The sequence below is a fragment of the Pantoea sp. PvP021 genome (assembly GCF_054056055.1).
This window is the reverse complement of sequence record NZ_JBSRXX010000001.1, coordinates 189,043-211,574: the sequence shown is the minus strand read 5'-3', so window position 1 is coordinate 211,574 and position 22,532 is coordinate 189,043. Positions and strand designations below refer to the sequence as shown.

The following is a 22,532-nucleotide window of genomic DNA, read 5'->3' as shown; positions in this document are numbered from 1 at the left end:
TCTGATTCTGCCCTATACCTCAATCCAGCGGCGTTGCACTGCTGAGTGAGCAATCGCTTCCAGTACCTTCTGAACCTGCAATCCCTCTGCAAAATCGGGCCACATGCGGTCGCCCGCTGCGATGCCGTTGATCAGGTCGCGAATCTCCACCGTTTTCTGATCGTTAAAGCCGATGCCGTGTCCGGCAGAAACACAGAAATTTGCGTAGTCAGGGTGTGCTGGTCCGGTCAGGATAGTTTTAAATCCCTGACGCCCGGCCGGTTCATCATGCAGATAGAGTTCCAGCTCCGCCATGCGCTCCTGGGTGTAGCGCAGTGTGCCTTTGGTGCCGGTGACAACGTAAGTCAGTCCCATCTTTGCGCCACAGGCGATGCGTGAGGTTTCAATCACGCCGTGCGCACCGTTATGGAAGCGAAGCAGCGCGCTGGCCTGATCTTCGTTTTCGACCGATAACTGCCGCGCAGGCTCTTTTGGGTCGGGCCTTGAGGCGATCACCGTCATCATGTCGCCGCTGACCTCAGCAATGTCACCAACCAGGTAGTGCGCCATATTAACGATATGCGCCGCCAGATCGCCAAGCGCACCGAGGCCTGCCAGCGCTTTCTGACAGTGCCAGTCGAGCGGCGTTTCCGGTCTGGCGAGATAATCCTCGTTATGGGTGCCGTAGAAATGCACCACGTCGCCTATCTCACCATTGGCAATGATCTCTTTCGCCAGCTGGCTGGTGGGGTTTTTCATATAGTTGAAGCCCACCAGCGTTTTGACTCCGGCCGCATCGGCTGCCGCCACCATCTCCTGCGCATCCGCCACGCTTAATGACAGCGGCTTTTCTGAATAAACGTGTTTGCCATGGCGTATCGCCTCCAGCGCCATCTCTTTATGCAGGAAGTTGGGGGCGCAGATATCCACGACATCAATCGCCGGGTCGCTGACCAGCGCGCGCCAGTCCCCCGTCGAGCGCGCGAAACCAAAGGTCGCCGCCTGACGGGCGGCCAGCTCGGGGTTCACTTCAGCCAGCATCTCCCGCACGATTTCGCCTTTCAGCGCAAATACGGTGGGAGCCTGCGCATATGCAATCGCGTGGCAGCGTCCGATATAGCCGCTGCCAATCATGCCGATTCTGACTTTGTTCATTTCAACTCCAGAGATTCTGTTCAGGGTTGAAATGGAATCTACGTTTCGTTTTTATTGCTGACAAAGCCAGAATGGAGACTTTGTGACGCCCGTAAAAAACTATCCGGTTAAATCACGCGCCCGGACGCCTGACAAGGACAATACAGCGCCAGAACACCTCATAAACACCTCAGTTTTACATGTGGCGTTTTGCCGGATGAGTCAGCCGCACAGGCCACTCTTTCAGTGCTTAAAACGCCATAGTGGCGACTATTTCAGCAGTCGCGCTAATTTATGAAAAAGAGCTTTGACATGGCCCGGCGTGGCCGTTACTATGCGCCCCGTTCAAACGATTCCTCTGTAGTTCAGTCGGTAGAACGGCGGACTGTTAATCCGTATGTCACTGGTTCGAGTCCAGTCAGAGGAGCCAAATTTGAAAAGCCTGCTTAGGAAACTAAGCGGGCTTTTTGCTTTTCATACTTCTGATAAAATTTCTGCGTCTTACTAAGTTTGTTTCCTCTTCAAATTCCCGGTTCTTTTCGTTATTGCCCGATACTTAGACATTCGATTCTGCCCTGTCTTAAAGGTTCATTTCTGACCCCTACACCACATACTCTCTGCAACAAATGCATTAATAGTGGCTTAAAGTGTCATAAATGACCTTTCATCAGCATATTTCACAGTCTGGCGGTAAGATGAGAAGATGCTGCCGTTAAAAGGTTCAAAAATGACCCTATTAGCACTATAGTCGGACCATATCGTTTCAAAAACGTACTGAAATTGCAGAAAAGGTCAAAAATGAACCTTGATGAGATTAAATCTTCGCTGCTAAGCCTTTCTGAGTCAGATCGGCAAAAGGTATTGGCGGGGTTAGCTTTGAGTAGAGAAGCCACAACAGAAGCAATAAATGCGGACAAACCGGACACCCGATCGGAGCTGAGTGATCTGACGTTTCCGACACTGCCACAACTACTGGGCAATGAACTCAAACGACAAAACATCACCTATGAAGAGATGGCGATTCAGATTGGTGTATCACTCTCAACATTTAAACGACTGATTGCTAAACCATCTTCTGCAAAGGCAATAAATCTTCACGCCTTGCTTAAAGAACTGGGTATAAAAGTATGGCTCGAAAAATAGAGGTGTGGCTTTACAACACGCTGGCAGGAACGCTGAGTGAAGGGCAAAACGGTTATACTTTCTGCTACCTGCCCACTTATGTCGGCTGTGCGATATCTCTCAGCATGCCGGTAAGACCTGAGCCCTATTTAAGTGAAGAGCTACATCCCTTCTTTAAAGGTTTAGCGCCGGAAGGCTGGTTGCGAAAACGCTATTCTGAAATTCAAAAAATTGATGATAAAGATCTGTTCGGCTTACTGATGGAAAATGGCAACGATTTGCTTGGGGCAGTCGTCTTTAAAGAGATAACATCATGAATTCAGAACGCTGCCTGATCACATTAAAACGGCTTAAAGAATCTGAGCTAAAAACTGGCTACTCAACAAAAGGCATCCGGCATCTGCTGGGTAGTCTGAATGTGGCTCTTAGCCTGCCGTTTACGCGCAGTCAGTTTATTCAGGAACTCCCTGAACGTCAGAAAGGCATGAGCATTTCAGGCTATCAACCCAAACTGTCGCTTCGCCTGGCAAAGGGAGAACTGGTGGTCGTCAGCAATGATGGCACCTATATCCTGAAACCCTCTCCGGAAGAATACCCACACCTGGCAGAAAACGAGCATGCCACTATGTGCGTTATGCAGCGTCTGAAATTTGACGTCCCCCCGTTCGGGCTGATGCCATTCAGACACGATGAAAATCGGCCAGACGAACTGGCGTTTGTCATTAAAAGGTATGACCGGACAGCGTCAGATAACGCGAGATTACATCAGGAACAGCTGGATGGCGCGATGGGTCTCGGCGATAAATATGGCAGGATTGATAATCATAAAGCCATCAGTTACGAGAAAGCCGCTAAATTCCTGAATACCAGAGTGAACAGCAGTTTAAAGAGTAAACGTGACCTCTTTTTGCGCATCGTGTATGCCTATGTGCTGGGAAACAATGATTTTCATCTGCGCAATATCGGGATTATCCTGCCTCCGCAGGGTTCACCCTGGCTGGCCCCGGTTTATGACTTTATCAGCGTTGTGCCCTACCCTGCAGCGTTTGGAGAGTATTTAGCTTTGCCCCTGCTGGAACGTGAAGAAAATGATGCAGGAAACGCACCGGGGATCAATTCAGAGTACGGAGAATATCTGGGTGCAGACTTTATCCTGCTTGCCCAGGGTATGGATATTAATCCGACACTGGCACGAAAATGGCTTTCCGAGGTGGTGAGTCATCATCAGCTTATTATCGATACTTATAATGAAAGTCATATGCCTGAATCGCAGCGGGAAGCCGTACTTGACTACGTGGCCCGAAGGATCACGTTACTGGCAGTGACCGAAATTTAAATGATGCCATTAACCTGTTGTACCTGGGTTGTAAAAGGATAGTTAAGCGGTCGAATAACTCACCTGCTCTCATAAAAAAACCCGCTAATATCAGCGGGTTTCAGGTTTTACAACGTCAACAGCAATCAGAGTTCAAACCGATCCAGATTCATCACTTTGGTCCAGGCGGCAACAAAGTCTTTGACGAATTTTTCACGGGCGTCGCTGCTGGCGTAGACTTCCGCCGAGGCGCGTAACACCGCATTGGAGCCAAATACCAGATCGGCACGCGTGGCGGTGAAACGGGTTTCGCCAGTGACGCGATCCCGTCCAATAAATTTCTCATTGGTCGAATCGGCGGCTTTCCACTCGGTGCGCATATCCAGCAGATTCACGAAGAAGTCTGTGTTCAGCGTCCCTGTGTGGTGCGTGAAGATGCCGTGCTGACTGCCATCAAAGTTAGCACCCAGCGCACGCATTCCGCCAACCAGCACCGTTAACTCCGGCACGGTCAGGGTCAGCTGCTGCGCTTTATCGATCAGCAGATTTTCGGTGGTGGTTTTGCCGAAGCCAGAACCGTAGTTACGGAAACCATCTGCACGCGGTTTCAGCAGATCGAACGACTCGATATCGGTCTGATCCTGACGCGCATCAACACGGCCCGGAGTAAATGGCACGTCAATTTCAACGCCAGCTGCTTTCGCCGCCTGCTCAACGCCGACCACACCCGCCAGCACAATCACATCTGCCAGTGAAGCCTTGTGCGCTTCACGCTGCACTGCTTCCAGCGTCGGCAGCACGCGTGCCGCGACGGCATTGACGTCCCACTCACGCTGCGGCAGCAACGCCAGGCGGGCACCGTTGGCACCACCACGTTTGTCGCCGCCACGGAAGGTTGATGCCGAGGCCCAGGCAACCGAAACCAGCTCGCTGACGCTGAGGCCGGTTGCAGCGATCTTCTCTTTCAACTGCGCGATATCCGCCACGGTTGGATGATAAACCGGTGCAGGCAGCGGATCCTGCCAGATCAGATCTTCCTGCGGGACTTCAGGTCCGATGTAGCGCGCTTTTGGCCCCATATCACGGTGAGTCAGTTTAAACCAGGCACGGGCAAAGGCTTCGTTGAACGCCTGCGGATCGTTGTGGAAACGACGCGAAATCTTTTCAAACTCCGGGTCAAATCGCAGCGTCAGGTCGGTGACCAGCATGGTCGGTTTGTGTTTCTTCGCAGCGTCAAACGCATCCGGGATAATGTCCGGGGCATCAGCTGCCACGAACTGGATGGCACCCGCCGGGCTGCGCGTCTGAACCCACTCATATTTGAACAGGTTCTCGAAGAAGTAGTTACTCCACTGGGTTGGCGTCTGAGACCAGATCACTTCCAGACCGGAGGTAATCGCATCTGCGCCAACGCCCGTGCCGTGGCTGTTGACCCAGCCCAGGCCCTGCGCCTCAATCGGTGCAGTTTCCGGATCGACACCGACGTGGCTGGCCGGTGCGGCACCGTGGGTTTTACCCAGCGTATGTCCACCGGCAATCAATGCCACGATCTCTTCGTCGTTCATGCCCATGTTGCCGAAAGTGGCGCGAATGGCCGGGGCCGCAGAGGCAGGATCGCCGCTGTGTTCCGGCCCTTCCGGGTTCACGTAGATCAGACCCATTTCGGTAGCGCCTAGTGGCGACTGCGCCAGGGATTCCGGGTGACGGTGTTCCAGCCAGGCGGCTTCTTCGCCCCAGTTCACATCCATATCCGGTTCCCAGACATCTTCACGTCCGGCACCAAAGCCAAAGGTACGGAATCCGGAGTTTTCCAGCGCGACGTTGCCCGCCAGAATGTAGAGGTCGGCCCAGGAGATCTTCTGACCATATTTCTGTTTAACCGGCCACAGTAAGCGGCGCGCTTTATCCAGACTGACGTTGTCTGGCCAGGAGTTTAGGGGTGCGAAGCGTTGCTGACCACGACCTGAACCACCGCGTCCGTCCACGGAGCGATAGGTTCCGGCGCTGTGCCAGGCCATACGAATAAACAGGCCGATATAGCTGCCCCAGTCAGCGGGCCACCAGGCTTGTGACTCGGTGAGCAACCCTTTGATGTCAGCTTTCAGCGCTGAGTAATCTAATTTGGCAAATTCTTTACGGTAATCGAAGGATTCATCAAGCGGGTTCGAACGGGATGAGTGCTGGTTCAGCAGGTCAACCCGGAGTTGATTAGGCCACCAGTCGCGGTTGGTTGTTCCGCCGCCCGGCGCCTGATTTTCCTGAGAAGGCTTACCGGCATGAAAAGGACATTTGCCCTCGGGCGCTTCGCGATCGGCTTCGACAATAGGCTTTGCATCTTTTGCATCTTCATCAATGGAATTGCTCATGGTCACACCTCTTTTTTGTATTTTCATCGCTACTCTATAGAGGATTTTCAGGATCGCACACCTGTCTCATCCTATCTGTTTGATAGCTTTTACCTTTTTATACACCTTCTTCAAAAGCTTAAAACAATGGATTGACGGTTACTGCCAGGCTGCAGAGAGCAGCGAAGCGGCAACCGTCACCCTGAGACTATTCCGACAGCGCCGGTTTCACAACTGCCGTTTTGCTGCCCGGCAGGCGGATGCGGAACCAGATGGCGTACATTGCGGGCAGGAAAACCAGCGTGATCAGGGTGCCGCCCAGCGTACCACCAATCAGGGTATAGGCCAGCGTTCCCCAGAACACCGAGTGGGTCAGTGGAATAAACGCCAGAATCGCCGCCATTGCCGTCAGCAGCACCGGACGGGCACGCTGCACTGTCGCTTCGACCACTGCATCAAAGGGTGCCAGACCCTCCTGTTCATTGTGGTGAATCTGCCCTATCAGAATCAGCGTGTTACGCATCAGGATGCCCGACAGGGCAATCAGCCCGACCAGTGCATTAATACCAAACGGCTGACTGAACAGCAGCAGCGTCGGCACGACGCCAATCAGCCCGAGGGGCGCAGTCAGAAAGACCATGATCATCGCCGACAGAGAACGCACCTGCAGAATGATGATCAGCAGAGTGATCGCAATCATGATCGGGAACAGTGGGGCCATCGCCTGGGTCGCTTTACCGGACTCCTCTATTGAACCGGCCAGTTCAATGCGGTAGCCCGCGGGCAGCGTCGCGATGATCGGTTGCAGGGCTTTGTTCAGCGCCGTCGAGACGTCAGGCGGCTCCAGGGAATCGGCGATATCACCCCGAACGGTGATGGTCGGCGTGCGGTCGCGCCGCCGCAGCACGGGATCTTCCATTTTCACCTGCACATCACCAATCTGCGATAAGGGAATACGCTGACCCGCGGCGCCCACCAGCGTGAAGTCGGCGATTTTAGCCGGATCGAGCCGGGTTTCTCCGGCCGCACGCCCTATCACCTGGACCGCGCGGATATCTTCCCGCACGGTAGTGACAGGCACGCCCGACAGCAGAAACTGTAATTGCCGGGCGACGTCACTGGATGTCAGCCCCACTGCCTGCAGCCGGTTCTGATCCAGTGAGAAATGCAGCGTCGGCACGGGGGCGCCCCAGTCGGTGTTCACCGTCCTCATCATCGGGCTGGCCCGCAGGACCGCTTCCACCCGATCGGCAATCGAGCGCAGATGGGCCGGATCGGGCCCCATCACCCGCCACGCCACCGGATAAGGGGAGTATGGGCCAAACACCAGCTGCGTCACACGAACCTGCGCTTCAGGCACCAGACCGCTGGCAATGGCGGCGCGCAGCTGCGTTTTCAGTGCCTCACGCGCGTCCTGACTGTCGGTCAGTACCACCAGCTTAGCAAATGCCGGATCGGGCAGTTCCGGTGCCATAGCCAGATAAAAACGCGGTGGCCCCTGACCAATATAGGTGGTGACGATTTTTGCCTGCTGCTGCTGTTTAAGCCATGTCTCAACCTTTTCAGCCGCTGCGCGGGTCTGTTCTATGGCGCTGCCGTAGGGGAGCTGAACTTCAACCAGCACTTCAGGCCGGTCTGAGGTCGGGAAAAACTGTTTTTTCACCAGCGCCATACCGAGCACAGCGGCGATAAACAGGGCAATCACCACGCCTGCCACCCAGCCTTTACGGGCAATCACGCGGGTCAGCAGGCGGCGAAAGCGGTTGTAGTGGCGGGTGTTGTAGATCGCTGCGTGGCCGCCTTCTACCGTTTTGATGGCTGGCAGCAGCTTTACGCCAAGATAAGGGGTGAACACCACCGCGACGATCCAGGAGGCGATCAACGCGATGCCGACTATCCAGAACATATTGCTGGTGTACTCGCCCGCCGTGGACTGCGCAAACCCATTGGGCATAAACCCGACGGCCGTAACCAGGGTGCCTGCCAGCATTGGTGCCGCCGTATGACTCCAGGCATAGGCAGAAGCCTTAATGCGGTCGTAGCCCTCTTCCATTTTCACTACCATCATCTCAATGGCGATAATGGCGTCGTCCACCAGCAGGCCCAGCGCCAGAATCAGCGAACCCAGCGTGATGCGGTCAAAGTTTTTGCCGGAAGCCTCCATCACCACAAACACCACCGCCAGGGTGAGCGGCACCGCAGCCGCGACCACCACCCCAACGCGCCAGCCCATGCTGACAAAGCAGACCACCATCACCACCAGCAACGCCACGACGAACTTAACCATAAATTCATCAACCGCCGAGCGGATATTGACGGACTGATCGGTGACCTGAGTCAGTGAGAGCCCCAGCGGCATCGCCTGGTTGATGCGGGCGGTTTCAGCCGCCAGTGCCTTGCCGAGTTCCAGACCGTTCCAGCCTTCACGCATTACGATACCCAGCAGCAGCGCCGGTTCGCCCTGATTGCGCACCATAAAGGTGGCGGGATCTTCGTAACCCCGGGTCACCGTAGCCACGTCCGCCAGCTTCAGGCTTCTCCCCTGCGCCACAATCGGCGTCTCACGGATTTTTTCCAGTTTATCGAACGCGCCATCCAGGCGGATAAAGACCTGCGGCCCCTGCGTATCAATCGATCCCGCTGGCGTCAGGACATTCTGATCGTTCAGCGCAGCAAAAATTGCCTGCGGAGTGATGCCGAGTGTCGCCAGTCGATCGTGTGAAAACGACACATAGATGCGTTCACTCTGCTCACCGATGATATTGACCTTTTTCACGCCAGGCAGATGCAGCAGTCGCTGACGCAGTGATTCCGCTTCACGAACCAGCAGGCGCTGCGGCTCCCCTTTTGCCTTCAGCGCCAGCAGTGCAAAGGTCACGTCGGAGAACTCGTCGTTGATCATCGGCCCGATGACCCCGGCAGGCAGATTTCTGCTCTCATCACCCAGCTTCTTACGCGCCTGGTAAAACTCCTCCTGAACCTGGGAAGGCGGCGTTTTGTCCTGCAGGGATAACATAGTGAAAGCCAGACCGGGGCGCGTGTACGTCTCGCTACGGTCATACCACCTCAGCTCCTGCAGACGCTTTTCCAGCGGCTCGGCCACCTGATCCTGCATCTCCTGAGCCGTCGCACCTGGCCAGGCGGAGATCATCGTCATCTGTTTTACGGTGAACGGTGGATCTTCTGCCCGTCCCAGTTCGAAAAAGGACAAGACGCCCGCCACGGTAATCAGGATGATCAGAAACAGCGTAATGGCGCGCTCGCGCACGGCCAGCGCTGACAGATTAAAGCGTCCCTGGCTCATGGCTGGCTCCCGGCAACGGCAGCGTCATCGGGGCGCACGCGCTCCCCCTGCTGCAACAGATGCGCGCCCAGCGCCACTATCTGATCGCCAGCATTAAGCTGACCCGTGACGGTGGCCGCCTCGTCACTTATCGACACCACCGTCACCGGCCGCCAGGCAACGGTAGCGGGCTGGCCGGTAATATCCCAGACGCCTGGCCCTTTACCGGCATCGTAGATCGCCGCCAGCGGAACCTGCAGCAGCGGTTGCGACGGTTTATTCGGCAGCATGATTGTGACGGTGGCTCCCAGCGGTGCGCTGGCCAGTGTGCCCTCCAGCACATATCTCGCCTCAAAGGTGCGCGTCATCGGATAGGCCACATCAGCCAGTTGGCGCAGCCGGGCAGAAACCGGCGCACTGCCCGCGCCATACAGCGTTGCCTTTGCCTCACTTCCCACTGCCGGGCGCAGGGTCTCCGGCAACTGAACACTTGCCTCGCGCTGTCCGGCTATGGCCAGTCTGATGACAGCCTCACCGGCACTCACAACCTGACCCGGCTCCGCCAGCGTTGCCATCACCACGCCATCGTCATCAGCCAGGAGCAGCGCATATCCGCTGGCGTTACCTGCCACGCTGGCCTGCGCCTGGGCGGCTTTCAGCTCAGCCTGAGCGGTGGCCGCAGCGGCCCGAATCTGGTCGTATGCCGACGCAGAAACTGCCCCGGTTGCCACCAGAGTGCGGTAACGCGCCTGATCGGCGCTGGCCTGTCTGACGCGTGCCTGCGCGGCGGCAACGGCCTGCAGCTGAGCCTGGGCCTGCAGCCGGAGATCTGCCGGGTCGAGCCGCATCAGCGGCTGACCGCGCTTCACCCGCTGGCCGCTATCCACCAGCCGTTCGAGGATTTTTCCTGAGACCCGAAAGCCGAGGTCGCTCTGAACCCGGGCAACCACGACGCCACTAAACGCACGGCTGCCATCGGTGGCGCTGATGACCTTTGTGACCCTGACCAGCGGCGGCTGCGTGCGCGGATCGTCTTTGGGTGAATTATCCCGGCAACCCGCCAGCGCCAGTGGCAGCAGACAAACAACCAGAATGGCAGGATTGAACCTGAGCATAGATTACCTTCAACAGTAAGCAGGAGAGTGCCGCCATTCTCTTATCATGTGACCAATACTGTCAATAGTCACAAATTGCGTAAAGGTATTATCCGTTCATACAGGTTATGAAAACACGTTAAACCAGGGAAATGCGTTGATGAAGGGTTCAGACCCACCCTGAGCAGAGGAAACATCCCATTCAGCAACAAGTGACGAAATAAATCATAAGTCACAAAATCTGCATATTCCGTACACTGGAAACAGAGTGTCGAAAAGGCTCTGTCAGGGCCTGGAATGGCTCGTCAGAGAGAAGTTCAGAGAGGATAAAGCAGAAAAAGCGGGGAGTGATGACGCGCGTTCACAGCAGAATCACCGCAGGCGCTTTGTCATCTGCGCCTGCGGTGGATCTCACAGCGCCCTGCTCTTCAGGGCGCTCTGTCACTTAACGCCAGCCGAGTTCCGGGGCGACATACTTCAGGATCGCCTCAATCACATGGGCGTTGTAGGCGACACCAAGCTGGTTTGGCACGGTGAGCAGCAGGGTGTCGGCTTCGGCAATCGCCTCATCCTGCGCAAGCTGCTTAATTAACGCCTCTGGCTCTGCGGCATAGCTGCGGCCAAAGATAGCGCGGGTTTTCTCATCGAGAAAGCCCACGGAATCCTGGTCGTTACCGCTGCGGCCAAAGTACGCGCGGTCCATATCATTCACCAGCGCAAAGATGCTGCGACTGACCGAGACGCGTGGCGCATGCTGATGCCCCGCTGCTTTCCAGGCCTCACGGTAGGCGCGGATCTGTTTAGCCTGCTGAATGTGGAACGGCTCGCCGGTTTCATCATCTTTCAGGGTTGAACTTTGCAGGTTCATGCCCATTTTTGCCGCCCATTCTGCGGTGGCGTTGGAGCCGGATCCCCACCAGATGCGGTCGCGCAGACCTTCAGAGAGCGGCTCAGGACGCAGCAGGCCAGGCGGATTCGGGAACATGGGCTGTGGATTTGGCTTAGCAAAACCTTCGCCGCGCAGCACCTCCAGAAACTCTTCGGTGTGACGACGGCCCATATCCGCATCGCTTTCTCCCGCTTTCGGTTCAAAGCCGAAGTAACGCCAGCCATCGATAACCTGCTCAGGTGAACCGCGGCTCAGACCCAGTTGCAGACGACCATTGGAGATCAGGTCTGCCGCGCTGGCGTCTTCCACCATGTAGAGCGGGTTTTCGTAGCGCATGTCGATGACACCGGTGCCGATCTCAATCGTTTTAGTACGCGCTGCAACGGCAGCCAGCAGCGGAAACGGCGAGCTGAGCTGGCGGGCAAAATGGTGGACGCGGAAGTAAGCGCCATCTGCGCCCAGCTCTTCGGCGGCGACCGCTAAGTCGATCGATTGCAGTAACACATCCTGCGCGGTGCGGGTGGCGGACTGCGACGAGGGCGTCCAGTGACCAAAGGATAAGAAGCCAATATTTTTCATCTGTATTTCTCCTGACAGGCGTTAAACGCCCGTGGATGCAAGGCGATTTCTGATAGAGAAAGGTTACGCCCCCGGAGCCGCCACTGATAGTCAATATCTTTCAGCGCCATATTCAGGAATTTCGACATAGCTAAGCAGATTATCCACTTTGCCTTTGCCCGCCCTTTCTTTCACTGTTCAGATTCCCGCTTCCGCTGTCAGGTGAATCATGCACACCGGTTATCTCTCTCTACAGCAGCGCGCCTGGCTTAAAGCGCGCGCACGCAGCTGGCTCTGGCGCAGCGAACTGCCGACCTGGCTGCTAATCGGTGTGATCTATGGCGGCTGGTTTGCGGTGATGCTGAACGCGCAGACGCTGGGACGGCTGCCCGCCACCCTGCTGCTGATCGTCTTCACTGGCTGGTATATGTCGCTCCAGCATGAGCTGATTCACGGGCATCCCACACGCTGGCCGCAGGTGAATCAGCTATTTGGCACCCTGCCGCTGGCGGTCTGGTATCCCTACGGACTCTATCGCGATTCTCATCTGGCCCATCATCGCAATCACACCCTGACCGAGCCGGATGAGGATCCGGAAACCTACTACCTCTCCGCTGCTCGCTGGGCGAAGTTACCGCGCTGGCAGCAGCAGCTGATTCATCTGCGTAACACTTTTTTGGGACGGTTGCTGCTCGGCCCGCTGCTGGATGTAGCGGCGACCTTCGGCGGGATGTGGCAGGCACTGCGCCGTGGCGATCGATCCGCGATAGCGATGTGGCTGCTGCACGGGACGCTGCTGGCACTGCTGTTTTTCTGGATGGCGCGGCAGGGATTTTCACCGCTGTGGTATCTGCTGGCGGTGAGTTATCCGGCGCTGGCGCTGACCAAAGTGCGATCTTTCTATGAGCATCGTGCGGCGGACGATCCGCTGGCACGGTCGGTGAATAATGAAGCGGCGTGGCCGTGGCGCATGCTATTCCTGAATCTGAACTACCATTCAGTACATCACGACCTCCCCGGCGTCCCCTGGTATGGCCTGCGTCGTCTCTATCTGCGCGATCGCGAGCATTACTACCAGCGCAATCATGGCTTTCGCGTGGCGGGCTATCGGGTCTGGCTGCGTCAGTTCTGGGTCAGACCGGTCGGGGTCAATGTCCATCCGGGACGATCAGCGGAGAAAACGCATGAATAACCTGCTCGCCTTGCCGATGTATGCGATTCACCCGCCCGCCACACGAGCACTGATGCAGGCAGTGGTTACCCTGCTGACGCAGCACGGCATCGCTACGCAGCTGGTCTGGCCTGAGGATCTGCTGACACACTGGCAGGATAATCGATTGCTGCTGAGCCAGACCTGCGGCTATCCGCTGGTCAGCCAGCTTCCTGCGGTTCAGCTGGTCGGCACCTTTCACTATCAGGCCCCAGGCTGCACCGGCCGTGACTATCGCAGCTGGCTGGTGGCGCGGGACAAACAGGCGACGCTGGCCGATTTTAACGACCAGCGGGCCGTAGCTAACAGCCTGGACTCTCACTCCGGCTATAACGCGCTGCGGTTTGTGGCTGCGCTTCAGGGCGTGAGATTTTCGCAGCTACTGCTGAGCGGTGGGCATCGTCAGTCGCTGGCAGCACTGCGTGATTCACAGGCGGATATCGCGGCTATCGACTGCGTCAGCTGGGCGCTGCTGGCGCGCTATGAGCCGGATGCGCTGCGCGGCCTGCATATCATCGGTGAAACGCCAGCCGCACCCGGATTGCCGTTGATCACGGCAGCCCCGACGTCAGTGGACCGGCTGGAGAGACTCCGCTCGGCGCTGCATCAGCTGGTGAACGATCCTGCCTAGCGCACCGTCTGCGACGATAACCTGATCGGCGGATTCAGCCCGGTAGAGAGAGACGATTATCAGGGCGTGCTGGCGTGGGAACAGCAGGCTGCCGCGCTGGGCGTCACCCGGCTGTAACACACCCCTCTGTTTCGAACTGCTTACCGGGCAGGGAAAATCTGATTTCTCTGCATCGTCACCTCCCTGCCCGCGCTTTCCCGACCTCTCATTTCATGCTCCCCGACGCGCTCTGACCGAGGCTAAGACTGGTAAGCCCGGTCACGGCGTTCTAAGGTAGAGGTTTTCAGCAGAGGGAGAGTGGGATGCGCATTCTGATGGCAGGCGCCGGCGCGACCGGTGGATATTTTGGTGCACGGCTGGCTCAGGCGGGCCAGGACGTGACTTTTCTGGTCCGTGAACGGCGTTATCAGCAGCTTCAGGCCAGCGGCCTGGTGTTGCAGACGCCGCAGGGCACTGAAACGCTACAGCCGCAGCTGGCCCAGGCGAGCAGCCTGACAGGCCACTATGATCTGATTATCGTGACGGTGAAGAGCTTTGCCCTTGATCAGGTGATGGAGGATATTGCACCTGCAGTGGGTCCGGAAACGCTGATCATGCCGATTCTGAACGGATTGCGGCACATCGCGACGCTGCAACAGCGTTTCGGCGAAGATAAGGTGATTGGCGGCCTGTGCAAAATCAACGCGACGCTGGGTGACAATGGCGAAGTTATCCAGATGACGCCGCTGCATCAGCTCTATTATGGCGCGCTGGACGGTAACAACGATGCGCGACTGCAGCGGGTTGATGCGGCGCTGCGTGACTGTCAGGTCGATACCCGATTCAGCGATAACATCATGGATGAGCTGTGGGAAAAATGGCTGCTGCTGAGCACGCTCGGCGCGGTTTGCTGCCTGGCGCGCGGAAATACCCAACAGATACTCACCTCGCGCGGCGGCGAAGCGCTGTTACAGGGTGTTTTCTCGGAGATTCTGTCAGTCATTACTGCCGAAGGCTATCAGACGCGTCCGGCGGCCACTGCCCGCATTCTTGAGCTGTTAAGCGATCCGGCCACCCCGATGACCTCCTCAATGTACCGCGATTTAACCCAGGGCTTTGATATCGAAGCCGATCAGGTGATAGGTGACCTGCTGCTGCGGGCGAAACGCCATAGTCTCGCCACGCCACTGCTTAACGCGGTGGATGTGAACCTTCAGGTCTATCTGCAGCAGCGTTAATGGCCCTGCCAGATACCGTGACCGGGTGCCGCAACGGACCCGGTTTTTGTGGTCGTGAAAGTGTGGTGTGCAGCAGCAGTGCAGCAGGAAAATTTGCTACACTCGTCGCTTCATCTTTTGGAGAGTTCAATGACTTCCCGCTCCGTGACCCTCGATGATGTCGCTCAACTGGCCGGCGTCTCATATCAAACCGTTTCACGTGTTTTAAATCGTTCTGAACAGGTGTCAGCCCGCACGCGGGAAAGGGTTGAGGCGGCGATGCTGCAGCTCAATTATGTGCCCAATCGTGTGGCGCAGCAGCTGGCCGGTAAGGCGACGCGCACGCTGGGTCTGGCCACCAGCGACCTGGCCCTGATGGCTCCTGCGCAGATCGCCTCGGCGATCCAGCAGCGCGCCGCCGGGGCGGGTTATCATCTGGTGATCGCCATGGACAGTGGTAACGATGCGGCAGCAACGGTGAATGAACTGCTGGCACAGCGGGTCGATGGACTGCTGATCAACCTGCCGCTGGAGGCAGATGAGGCGCAACAGATCCAGTTGCTCTGCGGCAGCAAACCAGTGCTGTTTCTGGATGTCGAACCGCAGGCGGCAGTAGCGCAGTGTCAGTACCCGAATGATTCTGGCGCACGTGCCGCCGTTGAACATCTGGTGGCGCTGGGTCATCGTCAGATTGGTTTGTTAAACGGGCCGCTGCGCTCGGTCTCGGCCCGTCAGCGTGAAAATGCATGGCGTCAGGCGCTGGCCGATCATCAGCTGACACCGCACTGTTCTCTGCGCGGGGACTGGAGCGCGCAGTCGGGTTATCAGGCGCTGCTGGCGCAGCTTCCCGACGATCTGCCGCAGGCGCTGCTGGTGGCGAACGATCAGATGGCGTTGGGTGCGATGCGGGCGCTGCATCAGTATGGCGTAGCCATTCCTGGCGAGATATCGGTGATTGGATATGATGACACCGCTGAGAGTGCGTGGTATCAGCCGCCGCTGACCACGGTGCGGCAGGATTTGCAATTTCTCGGCTCGCAGAGCGTCGAGCGGATGCTGGCCCGGCTTCAGGGAGCAGAGGCGTCAGACAACGCGCTGGAAACCACGCTGGTAATCCGGGAGACCACCGCCCCGCCTGCTGATGAGCGGGTTAATTTAGTGGCGCTGTCACAGCAGTTACAGGTGATCGCCCGCAGGCTGGCGGGAAAATAACCCTGCGCTGACGCAGGCAATAAAAAACCCGCCCCACCGGAGTGGATGCGGGTTGGCATAGGACGTCTGGCGCTTGCGCGCTGCTGTCTGCCCTTACGCTTTCGGGTGTTCGCCCACGCCCATCGCTTTGATCTTTTTCGACAGCTCGCGACGCTCTTTAGACAGGTCGGCGTTTTTGATGATGTACTCATCCACGCGATCTTCATAATCCACACGCATGCTGGCGATGATTTCCTGAATAGCCTCAACGCTCATGCCGGGTTTGATATATTCGCTCAGGTTGTCGAGCAGCAGTACGCGCTTCTGGTTGTCGCGAATTTTCTTCTCGTTGTCGACAATTTCACGCTGCAGTTTGTTTTTGCGGCGGAACATACGCACGAACTCCAGTACGTCCTGAAATGATTGCTTGGCATTTTCCATGATGGCACCTTTCTTTGAGCCTGCTGACGCAGGGAGAGAGTCAAAACGATCAGCTTAGCGGCTAGCCCGCCAGGTAAGCAATTTTCACAGCTAAATTCAGACTGGCTCTTATCTTAGCGCAAAGAAACCCTGTTTCACATTAAGTCATTGTCTGAGGTGATTATTTGCGCAGCGCCATCCGCATCAGGTCGGTCATCCGTTCCAGCTGTTTTGCCAGTTCCAGTGTCAGCCAGACGTAGCCGTAGATCGGCGTCTCCTCCAGACCTTCGCTGCCCGCTTCCGCGATCAGTCGCCGCAGTTCGCCACTGATTTCGGTCAGCTCGTGACTGTTAGCCACCACCTCTTCCGTTTCCCCTTCAATCGCCATGACCGACAGCGCCCGCAGCGTGTTCTCAGTCATCTGCTGGGTGCGGCGCAATGCAGGCGCGTTAAGCATAATCAGATGGCTCTCGCGCGATGCCCACCAGGCATTAATCTGCATCTCAATGGTGTAAACCATATTACGGTTGATGGTCTGGATCGCTTCAAGCACCGATTTTGGAATGCGCGTCTCTTTGCTTGACGGCTCCAGCAGCGCCCGCATTTTGATCACGCTGCTCAGCAATTTGCCCAGCGGCTTGTTGAGGCGTGGCTTTTCAACCAGGTTGGGTGAGAAACCGGCGTGATAGATTTTTGCCATTTCCGCCAGCGCGTCGGAGAGCTGAATGCGCCAGTGTGTATAGGCACGCTGCGCCCAGATAGCGGTAAACAGCAACGCCATCAGCGATCCCAGAATCACATCACCGCCGCGCCACAGTGCCATCGTGAAATCGCCGGTTGGTGCGCCCACGACCACGCTCAGTGTAATCCCGATCAACAACGCCATGTAGGGATGTTTGCCCAGCGTCAGGTAGCCACTGATCATCATGATGCCGCCGCACCAGGCCAGCATCATCGGCATCGAGATCAGCTCCAGCTTCAGGGCGATCAGACCGGATATTGACCCGGCGACCGTGCCGCTGATGCGCTGCAGTGCGCGCGGAAATACATTCCCCCAGGTGGAGATGGGCCCCATCACCACCACCAGCGTAATCAGCGGCCAGGTGCCTTCAGGGATATCGGTCGCCCGCACAAAGATAAAGCAGAGCAAAAAGGCGATGGCAATACGCACACCGTGGACGGAGCGATAATGGCGATAAAACCAGAACTCCAGTTTTGATATGGGCTTATCGGGACGCAAAATGACTTTCCGGTTGCGGGAACATGATGTGGCTATCTTAACGCTGAACGCGGCTCAGGCTTAGCGCGGGCCGGATATTTAAAACAGTTTTGACGTTCGCTTACAATTATCAACATCCGCCTCACATACTTTCCCGGTAGTTAAAAACAACTTAATGTGATTTTTTAACCTTTATCGGCTCTCAGTAACACATTCAGGGCAGCCAGCGTGCAAGTAAAAACGGGCAGCCCGCAGGCTACCCGTTTTAGTGCTGACAATCGGCTAATCAGAACTTCTGCCTGAGATAATCCGTCAGGCGGGTAATGACGCCTGCAGGTTCAACCGCACTCAACGCCACCAGCGGATAGTGGGCAATCTGCTGATCTTTATCCATCACCTGAATTTCACCAATGACTTCGTTGGCTTTCAGCGGGGCTTCCAGATCTTTGCGATCGATGACGTACTTCGCCTTCACGTTCTGCACTTCACTGCGCGGCAGTGACAGATAAACATCTTCTGCGGTACCCACATCCACCTGATGAGGATTGCCATACCAGACGTTTTCGCTGCCAATTTTCTTACCGGCATGGAACAGCTGAACGGTATCAAAGGTGTTCTGTCCCCAGACCAGCAGTTTACGCGCCTGCTCTTCGCGGCCTTTCGGGCTTTTACCGCCCATGACGACGGCGATCAGGCGATGCTTGCCCACCACATTCGAGGCGATGATGTTAAAGCCCGCGGTCTCAGTGTGACCGGTTTTCAACCCATCAACGTGGAGATTATTATCCCACAACAGGCCATTACGGTTGTTCTGGGTAATGCCATTCCAGGTCAGGGTCTTCTCACTGTACATGGCATAAAAATCAGGCTCACCATCAATAATGGCGCGTGACAGTTTCGCCATATCCAGCGCGCTGGAGAACTGACCCGGCGCATCCAGACCATGAACCGTTTCAAAATGGGTATTCTGCAGGCCGAGCTTCTCAACGTAGTGATTCATCATGCCGACGAAGTTCGCTTCGCTGCCCGCCACATAATCAGCCAGGGCAACGCAGGCGTCGTTACCGGAGTCGATGATGACGCCACGGCTTAAATCCCGGACGCTCAGCTTATCGCCTGGCTTCAGGAACATCAGCGAGGAGCCTTTGAACACCGGATTACCCGCCGCCCAGGCATCTTTTCCGACCGTAACCATGTCGTCACGGCTGATTTTCTTCTGGTCAATGGCGCGATCAACCACGTAACCGGTCATCAGTTTGGTCAGGCTGGCGGGATTACGGCGTTCATCGGGATTGCCAGCGGTCAGAACCTGTCCTGTAGTGGCATCCATCAGCACCCAGGAAGCCGCATCAACCGCCGGAGGCGTCACAGGAAAGGGAATCGCATCAGCCTGCGCCAGCGAGGCCCAAAAAACAGTAGCGGTAACGGTGAACAGCAGACGCCTTTTCAACACTTCATCCTTAATTGCACGGGAGAGAAAATTTCTAAAACGAAACGGAAACAGCCGCACGTTTTACGGCAAAAGCGTTGTGAAGGTTTGAATAAATTGAAAAAAAGTATGAACTGCGACGAGTATAGCTGATGCCTGCAGGGGGGTGGTAACGGCTAATTGATGCAGGAAATGAGACCGAATATTTCAATATCATCCTGGAAAACGTTAAGGTCACTACGGTATCGCCCTGCCTTGCACCCAGCGGCATGAGCAGCACGCATCTGGAAACACCGGAATTACGCTATGCAGCAATAACCTGGAAATATGTCGAAGGGAATATTATCTATCGTGACTCATGGAATGCGCGAGCTACAGCCTGAGAGGTAAAAAGTCCGCTTTACTCCTTGCCCCTGACCGCTCAGTCAGATACTACGCCCCCCCGCTACCATCCGAAACTTCAGGCCAGTGGGATTATGGTTTACCATGTAGTAAGTGAAGCCTGAGCATGAATGACCTTGCCCGGCAAAGGCACCGCTCTCGCACCAGCAGCCAGGCGCCGATGAAGAAAGGCATCCAGCGAACGGGAAGCCTGATGACTTTCTGTTCATCAGTTTAGTGAACGCAATGAACGGATATGAAATTTGAATAACGACCGCGTACAGCCCACTTTCCTCTTCCACGATTACGAGACCTTCGGCACCAGCCCCTCTCGTGACCGGCCAGCCCAGTTTGCCGGCCTGCGCACCGACAGTGAGTTTAATCCGGTCGGCGAACCCGAAGTGTTCTACTGCCGTCCGCCTGATGACTATCTGCCACAGCCCGAAGCGGTGATGATCACCGGCATTACCCCGCAGATAGCGATGAGTCGCGGCGTGATCGAAGCTGAGTTCGCTGAACGCATCCACGCGTTGTTCACCACGGAGCAAACCTGTGTGGTGGGCTACAACAACGTGCGTTTCGATGATGAAGTGACGCGCAATATCTTCTATCGCAACTTTTACGATCCCTATGGCTGGGCCTGGCAAAACGGCAACTCACGCTGGGACCTGCTCGACGTGATGCGTGCCTGCTACGCGTTACGGCCAGAAGGGATCAACTGGCCGGAGAATGAAGAAGGTTTTCCCAGCTTCCGGCTGGAGCATCTGACCAAAGCAAACGGCGTGTCACATGAAAATGCGCACGATGCCATGTCCGACGTTTACGCCACGCTGGCGATGGCGAAGCTGGTGAAAGAGAAGCAGCCAAAACTGTTTGATTTTTTGTTTACCCATCGTAACAAAAACAAGCTGATGAACCTGATTGATATCCCGCAGATGAAACCGCTGGTTCATGTCTCCGGTATGTTCGGTGCCGCGCGCGGTAACACCAGCTGGATCGTACCGCTGGCCTGGCATCCCGATAACCGCAATGCGCTGATCGTGGTGGATCTGGCGGGCGACATGTCACCACTGCTGCAACTGGATGCCGATACGCTGCGTGAGCGTCTTTACACGCCGAAAAACGATCTCGGCGATCTGCCTGCGGTGCCGGTCAAACTGGTGCATATCAATAAGTGTCCGGTGCTGGCGCCTGCCAGTACGCTGCGGCCGGAAGATGCGGCCCGGCTGAATATTGATCATCAGCACTGCCTGGCGAACCTGGCGCTGCTGCGTCAGCAGCCCGACGTGCGGGAAAAACTGGTCACGCTGTTTGCCGAAGCGGAGCCGTTTGCACCGTCAGATGATGTGGACACACAACTCTATGATGGCTTCTTCAGTGATGCCGACCGGGCGGGGATGAATATTATCCGTCAGACCGCGCCCGCGAATCTGCCTGCGCTGGACCTGAGCTTTGAGAGTGCACGGGTAGCGAAACTGCTGTTCCGCTACCGGGCGCGTAACTTCCCCGGCACGCTGGACGATGCCGAGCAGCAACGCTGGTTGCAGCACCGTCGTGACGTGCTTAATGCCGATCGGGTGCAGGCGTTTATGCAGGAACTGGAAGCTCTGGCGAATCTGCATGAAGCGGATGCAGAAAAGGTTGGGCAGCTTAAAGCGCTCTATCTCTATGCGCAGGAGTTGGTTTCCTGAAGCACTAAGAGTCTGACCCGGTATCGCCTGCCGGGTCAGACTTTCTGATGCTGCTTAATCAGAGCAAGGTCCACGCCAGCCAGGTCAGCGCAAAGCCGCTCAGCCCCATTAGCGTTGTCAGCACCGTCCAGGTGCGTAAACCGTCGGCCACCGAAAGTCCCAGATAACGGGTCACCACCCAGAATCCCGCATCATTGACATGCGACAATCCCAGACCACCAAAACAGGCCGCCAGGGTGACCAGTACCCGTTGCATATCCGTCACGCCGGTCACCGCCTGGGTCAGCAAACCGCTGGTGGTCAGGATCGCCACCGTGGCGGAACCCTGTGATGCACGCAGCGCCAGCGACAGGATAAATGCCGCTGGCACCAGCGGCAGATGCAGCGTTTCAAGCGTGACCGCCAGCGCTTTACCCACGCCCGACTCCACCAGCACTTTGCCGAATGCACCACCGGCCCCGGCCACCAGAATCACGCTGGCAGAGGTGGGAATGGCCCGGCCGGTCAGATCTTCCAGCTTATCTTTGCTCCAGCCACGCCGTACGCCCAGCAGCCAGGCCGCCAGCCCTAAGGCAATCAGCAGGGCAATCGGCGGTGTGCCGATCACGGTCATCACACTACGCAGCAGACTCCCTTCAGCCAGCAGTGTGTGTGACAGAGTTCCCAGCACGATCAATACAATCGGGACCACAATCAGGCCGCTGATGGTGAGCGCACCGGGTGGTGCCGGTTCATTCTTCTTTTCCTGCCCTTCCGGCTTGGCCATCTGCAACTGTTCCAGCACCTCCACCGACAGGGGGTAGCGGCGACGGTTCATGAATTTCGCTACGTAGTAGCCGATGATCCCGACCGGCACGGAAATCGCGATTCCCAGTATCATCAGCCATCCCATGTCGGTGTGCAGGATCCCGGCTGCCGCCGCTGCGCCCGGATGGGTCGGCAATGCCACATGTACCGTCAGCATCACACCCGCCATCGGCAGGCCAAACTTCAGCGGCGAGACCCGCGCCACTTTGGTAAAGCCATAAATCAGCGGAATAACAATGATAAAACCGACTTCAAAAAATACCGGGATGCCAAGGATAAAGGCCGCCATGGTCAATGCCGCAACGGTACGCTTCAGCCCCAGCGTTTTACTGAAACGCTGCGCCAGCGACTCGGCACCGCCCGAGGCTTCAATAATCGCCCCAAGCATGGCACCAAGAACGATGATGATGGTGATGTGCCCGAGCAGCCCGCCCATCCCCGTGATAATCGTCTCCATGATTTTTTCAGCCGGAATGCCGGTGGCGATGGCCACCAGCAGACTGACAATTAACAGGGCGACAAAGGGATGAACTTTGGCTTTGATGACCAGCAGCAGCAGGATCACGATGCTGGCGGTCGCTATGGCTAATAGCAGTGCGGTGGACATAGTAAACCTCAGAAATTGTTATATTTTTTAG

Annotated in this window: 16 protein-coding genes, 1 tRNA gene and 2 pseudogenes; 10 read left to right on the top strand and 9 right to left on the bottom strand. The window is 56.5% G+C overall.

All coding sequences use genetic code 11. The annotated features are described in order from the left end of the window. Window positions 1–12: 12 nt before the first annotated feature. On the bottom strand, window positions 13–1,134 hold the full coding sequence (locus ACVKSX_RS00820; protein ID WP_163640073.1) for a Gfo/Idh/MocA family protein: 1,122 nt from the start codon (window positions 1,132–1,134) through the stop codon (window positions 13–15). 333 nt (window positions 1,135–1,467) lie between these two features. Between ACVKSX_RS00820 and ACVKSX_RS00815 the strand changes: the two genes are divergently transcribed. From ACVKSX_RS00815 to ACVKSX_RS00800, 4 genes are all read left to right on the top strand, one after another. Further along, window positions 1,468–1,543: transfer RNA gene (locus tag ACVKSX_RS00815), tRNA-Asn, on the top strand. Between the two features lie 368 nt (window positions 1,544–1,911). Beyond that, on the top strand, window positions 1,912–2,256 hold the full coding sequence (locus ACVKSX_RS00810; RefSeq protein WP_191924407.1) for an XRE family transcriptional regulator: 345 nt from the start codon (window positions 1,912–1,914) through the stop codon (window positions 2,254–2,256). After that, a complete protein-coding gene (locus tag ACVKSX_RS00805) occupies window positions 2,241–2,552 on the top strand; it encodes a HipA N-terminal domain-containing protein (protein ID WP_031591302.1) in 312 nt (103 codons plus the stop codon). Before ACVKSX_RS00810 ends, ACVKSX_RS00805 begins: the two co-directional genes overlap by 16 nt. After that, window positions 2,549–3,571: a type II toxin-antitoxin system HipA family toxin gene (locus tag ACVKSX_RS00800; RefSeq protein WP_163640069.1), complete on the top strand. Its 1,023-nt coding sequence runs from the start codon at window positions 2,549–2,551 to the stop codon at window positions 3,569–3,571. Before ACVKSX_RS00805 ends, ACVKSX_RS00800 begins: the two co-directional genes overlap by 4 nt. 125 nt (window positions 3,572–3,696) lie before the next feature. On the opposite strand, the gene katG is transcribed toward ACVKSX_RS00800, so the two are convergent. The 4 genes from katG to ACVKSX_RS00780 form a co-directional block, all read right to left on the bottom strand. After that, a complete protein-coding gene (gene katG, locus ACVKSX_RS00795) occupies window positions 3,697–5,916 on the bottom strand; it encodes a catalase/peroxidase HPI (RefSeq protein WP_354438196.1) in 2,220 nt (739 codons plus the stop codon). Between the two features lie 187 nt (window positions 5,917–6,103). Next, window positions 6,104–9,199 carry an efflux RND transporter permease subunit gene (locus ACVKSX_RS00790; RefSeq protein ID WP_354438195.1) on the bottom strand — a complete coding sequence of 1,032 codons (3,096 nt, stop codon included), beginning with the start codon at window positions 9,197–9,199 and terminating at the stop codon, window positions 6,104–6,106. Then, the gene (locus tag ACVKSX_RS00785; protein ID WP_354438194.1) at window positions 9,196–10,293 is read right to left on the bottom strand and encodes an efflux RND transporter periplasmic adaptor subunit; all 1,098 of its coding nucleotides are present in this window, start codon (window positions 10,291–10,293) and stop codon (window positions 9,196–9,198) included. Before ACVKSX_RS00785 ends, ACVKSX_RS00790 begins: the two co-directional genes overlap by 4 nt. Before the next feature lie 424 nt (window positions 10,294–10,717). Continuing rightward, a complete protein-coding gene (locus ACVKSX_RS00780; RefSeq protein ID WP_010247994.1) occupies window positions 10,718–11,740 on the bottom strand; it encodes an LLM class flavin-dependent oxidoreductase in 1,023 nt (340 codons plus the stop codon). A 208-nt stretch (window positions 11,741–11,948) separates the two neighbouring features. Between ACVKSX_RS00780 and ACVKSX_RS00775 the strand changes: the two genes are divergently transcribed. From ACVKSX_RS00775 to ACVKSX_RS00760, 4 genes and pseudogenes are all read left to right on the top strand, one after another. Then, a complete protein-coding gene (locus ACVKSX_RS00775; RefSeq protein WP_354438192.1) occupies window positions 11,949–12,911 on the top strand; it encodes a fatty acid desaturase in 963 nt (320 codons plus the stop codon). After that, window positions 12,904–13,677 (top strand): annotated as a pseudogene (locus ACVKSX_RS00770) (phosphate/phosphite/phosphonate ABC transporter substrate-binding protein). The gene ACVKSX_RS00775 and the pseudogene ACVKSX_RS00770 overlap by 8 nt, the downstream one beginning before the upstream one ends. Before the next feature lie 185 nt (window positions 13,678–13,862). Further along, window positions 13,863–14,777 carry a ketopantoate reductase family protein gene (locus tag ACVKSX_RS00765; protein ID WP_031591308.1) on the top strand — a complete coding sequence of 305 codons (915 nt, stop codon included), beginning with the start codon at window positions 13,863–13,865 and terminating at the stop codon, window positions 14,775–14,777. Window positions 14,778–14,906: 129 nt separating this feature from the next. Further along, window positions 14,907–15,968 carry a LacI family DNA-binding transcriptional regulator gene (locus ACVKSX_RS00760; protein WP_354438191.1) on the top strand — a complete coding sequence of 354 codons (1,062 nt, stop codon included), beginning with the start codon at window positions 14,907–14,909 and terminating at the stop codon, window positions 15,966–15,968. A gap of 93 nt (window positions 15,969–16,061) precedes the next feature. Here ACVKSX_RS00760 and tmaR read toward each other — a convergent pair whose 3' ends face one another. From tmaR to dacD, 3 genes are all read right to left on the bottom strand, one after another. Continuing rightward, window positions 16,062–16,388, bottom strand: coding sequence for a PTS system regulator TmaR (gene tmaR, locus ACVKSX_RS00755; RefSeq protein WP_004571340.1), 327 nt, complete (start codon window positions 16,386–16,388; stop codon window positions 16,062–16,064). Window positions 16,389–16,548: 160 nt separating this feature from the next. Continuing rightward, entirely contained in the window at window positions 16,549–17,607 is a 1,059-nt protein-coding gene (locus tag ACVKSX_RS00750; RefSeq protein ID WP_010248016.1) for an FUSC family protein, read from the bottom strand. 265 nt (window positions 17,608–17,872) lie between these two features. Then, window positions 17,873–19,036, bottom strand: coding sequence for a serine-type D-Ala-D-Ala carboxypeptidase DacD (gene dacD, locus ACVKSX_RS00745; protein ID WP_010248019.1), 1,164 nt, complete (start codon window positions 19,034–19,036; stop codon window positions 17,873–17,875). 152 nt (window positions 19,037–19,188) lie between these two features. Here dacD and ACVKSX_RS00740 point away from each other — a divergent pair. Next, a pseudogene (locus tag ACVKSX_RS00740) lies at window positions 19,189–19,398 on the top strand (type VI secretion system tube protein Hcp); the annotation flags it as partial. A 261-nt stretch (window positions 19,399–19,659) separates the two neighbouring features. Beyond that, the gene (gene sbcB / locus ACVKSX_RS00735; RefSeq protein WP_354438190.1) at window positions 19,660–21,087 is read left to right on the top strand and encodes an exodeoxyribonuclease I; all 1,428 of its coding nucleotides are present in this window, start codon (window positions 19,660–19,662) and stop codon (window positions 21,085–21,087) included. Between the two features lie 58 nt (window positions 21,088–21,145). Here sbcB and ACVKSX_RS00730 read toward each other — a convergent pair whose 3' ends face one another. Then, complete coding sequence (locus ACVKSX_RS00730; protein ID WP_033758358.1) at window positions 21,146–22,501, bottom strand: GntP family transporter; 1,356 nt, start codon at window positions 22,499–22,501, stop codon at window positions 21,146–21,148. Between the last annotated feature and the right edge of the window lie 31 nt (window positions 22,502–22,532).

Excerpts from the sequence above, each read along its gene's own strand:
- ACVKSX_RS00820 (WP_163640073.1), bottom strand. The coding sequence starts at position 1,134 with ATGAACAAAGTCAGAATCGGCATGATTGGCAGCGGCTATATCGGACGC.
- ACVKSX_RS00810 (WP_191924407.1), top strand. The coding sequence starts at position 1,912 with ATGAACCTTGATGAGATTAAATCTTCGCTGCTAAGCCTTTCTGAGTCA.
- ACVKSX_RS00805 (WP_031591302.1), top strand. The coding sequence starts at position 2,241 with ATGGCTCGAAAAATAGAGGTGTGGCTTTACAACACGCTGGCAGGAACG.
- ACVKSX_RS00800 (WP_163640069.1), top strand. The coding sequence starts at position 2,549 with ATGAATTCAGAACGCTGCCTGATCACATTAAAACGGCTTAAAGAATCT.
- katG (WP_354438196.1), bottom strand. The coding sequence starts at position 5,916 with ATGAGCAATTCCATTGATGAAGATGCAAAAGATGCAAAGCCTATTGTC.
- ACVKSX_RS00790 (WP_354438195.1), bottom strand. The coding sequence starts at position 9,199 with ATGAGCCAGGGACGCTTTAATCTGTCAGCGCTGGCCGTGCGCGAGCGC.
- ACVKSX_RS00785 (WP_354438194.1), bottom strand. The coding sequence starts at position 10,293 with ATGCTCAGGTTCAATCCTGCCATTCTGGTTGTTTGTCTGCTGCCACTG.
- ACVKSX_RS00780 (WP_010247994.1), bottom strand. The coding sequence starts at position 11,740 with ATGAAAAATATTGGCTTCTTATCCTTTGGTCACTGGACGCCCTCGTCG.
- ACVKSX_RS00775 (WP_354438192.1), top strand. The coding sequence starts at position 11,949 with ATGCACACCGGTTATCTCTCTCTACAGCAGCGCGCCTGGCTTAAAGCG.
- ACVKSX_RS00765 (WP_031591308.1), top strand. The coding sequence starts at position 13,863 with ATGCGCATTCTGATGGCAGGCGCCGGCGCGACCGGTGGATATTTTGGT.
- ACVKSX_RS00760 (WP_354438191.1), top strand. The coding sequence starts at position 14,907 with ATGACTTCCCGCTCCGTGACCCTCGATGATGTCGCTCAACTGGCCGGC.
- tmaR (WP_004571340.1), bottom strand. The coding sequence starts at position 16,388 with ATGGAAAATGCCAAGCAATCATTTCAGGACGTACTGGAGTTCGTGCGT.
- ACVKSX_RS00730 (WP_033758358.1), bottom strand. The coding sequence starts at position 22,501 with ATGTCCACCGCACTGCTATTAGCCATAGCGACCGCCAGCATCGTGATC.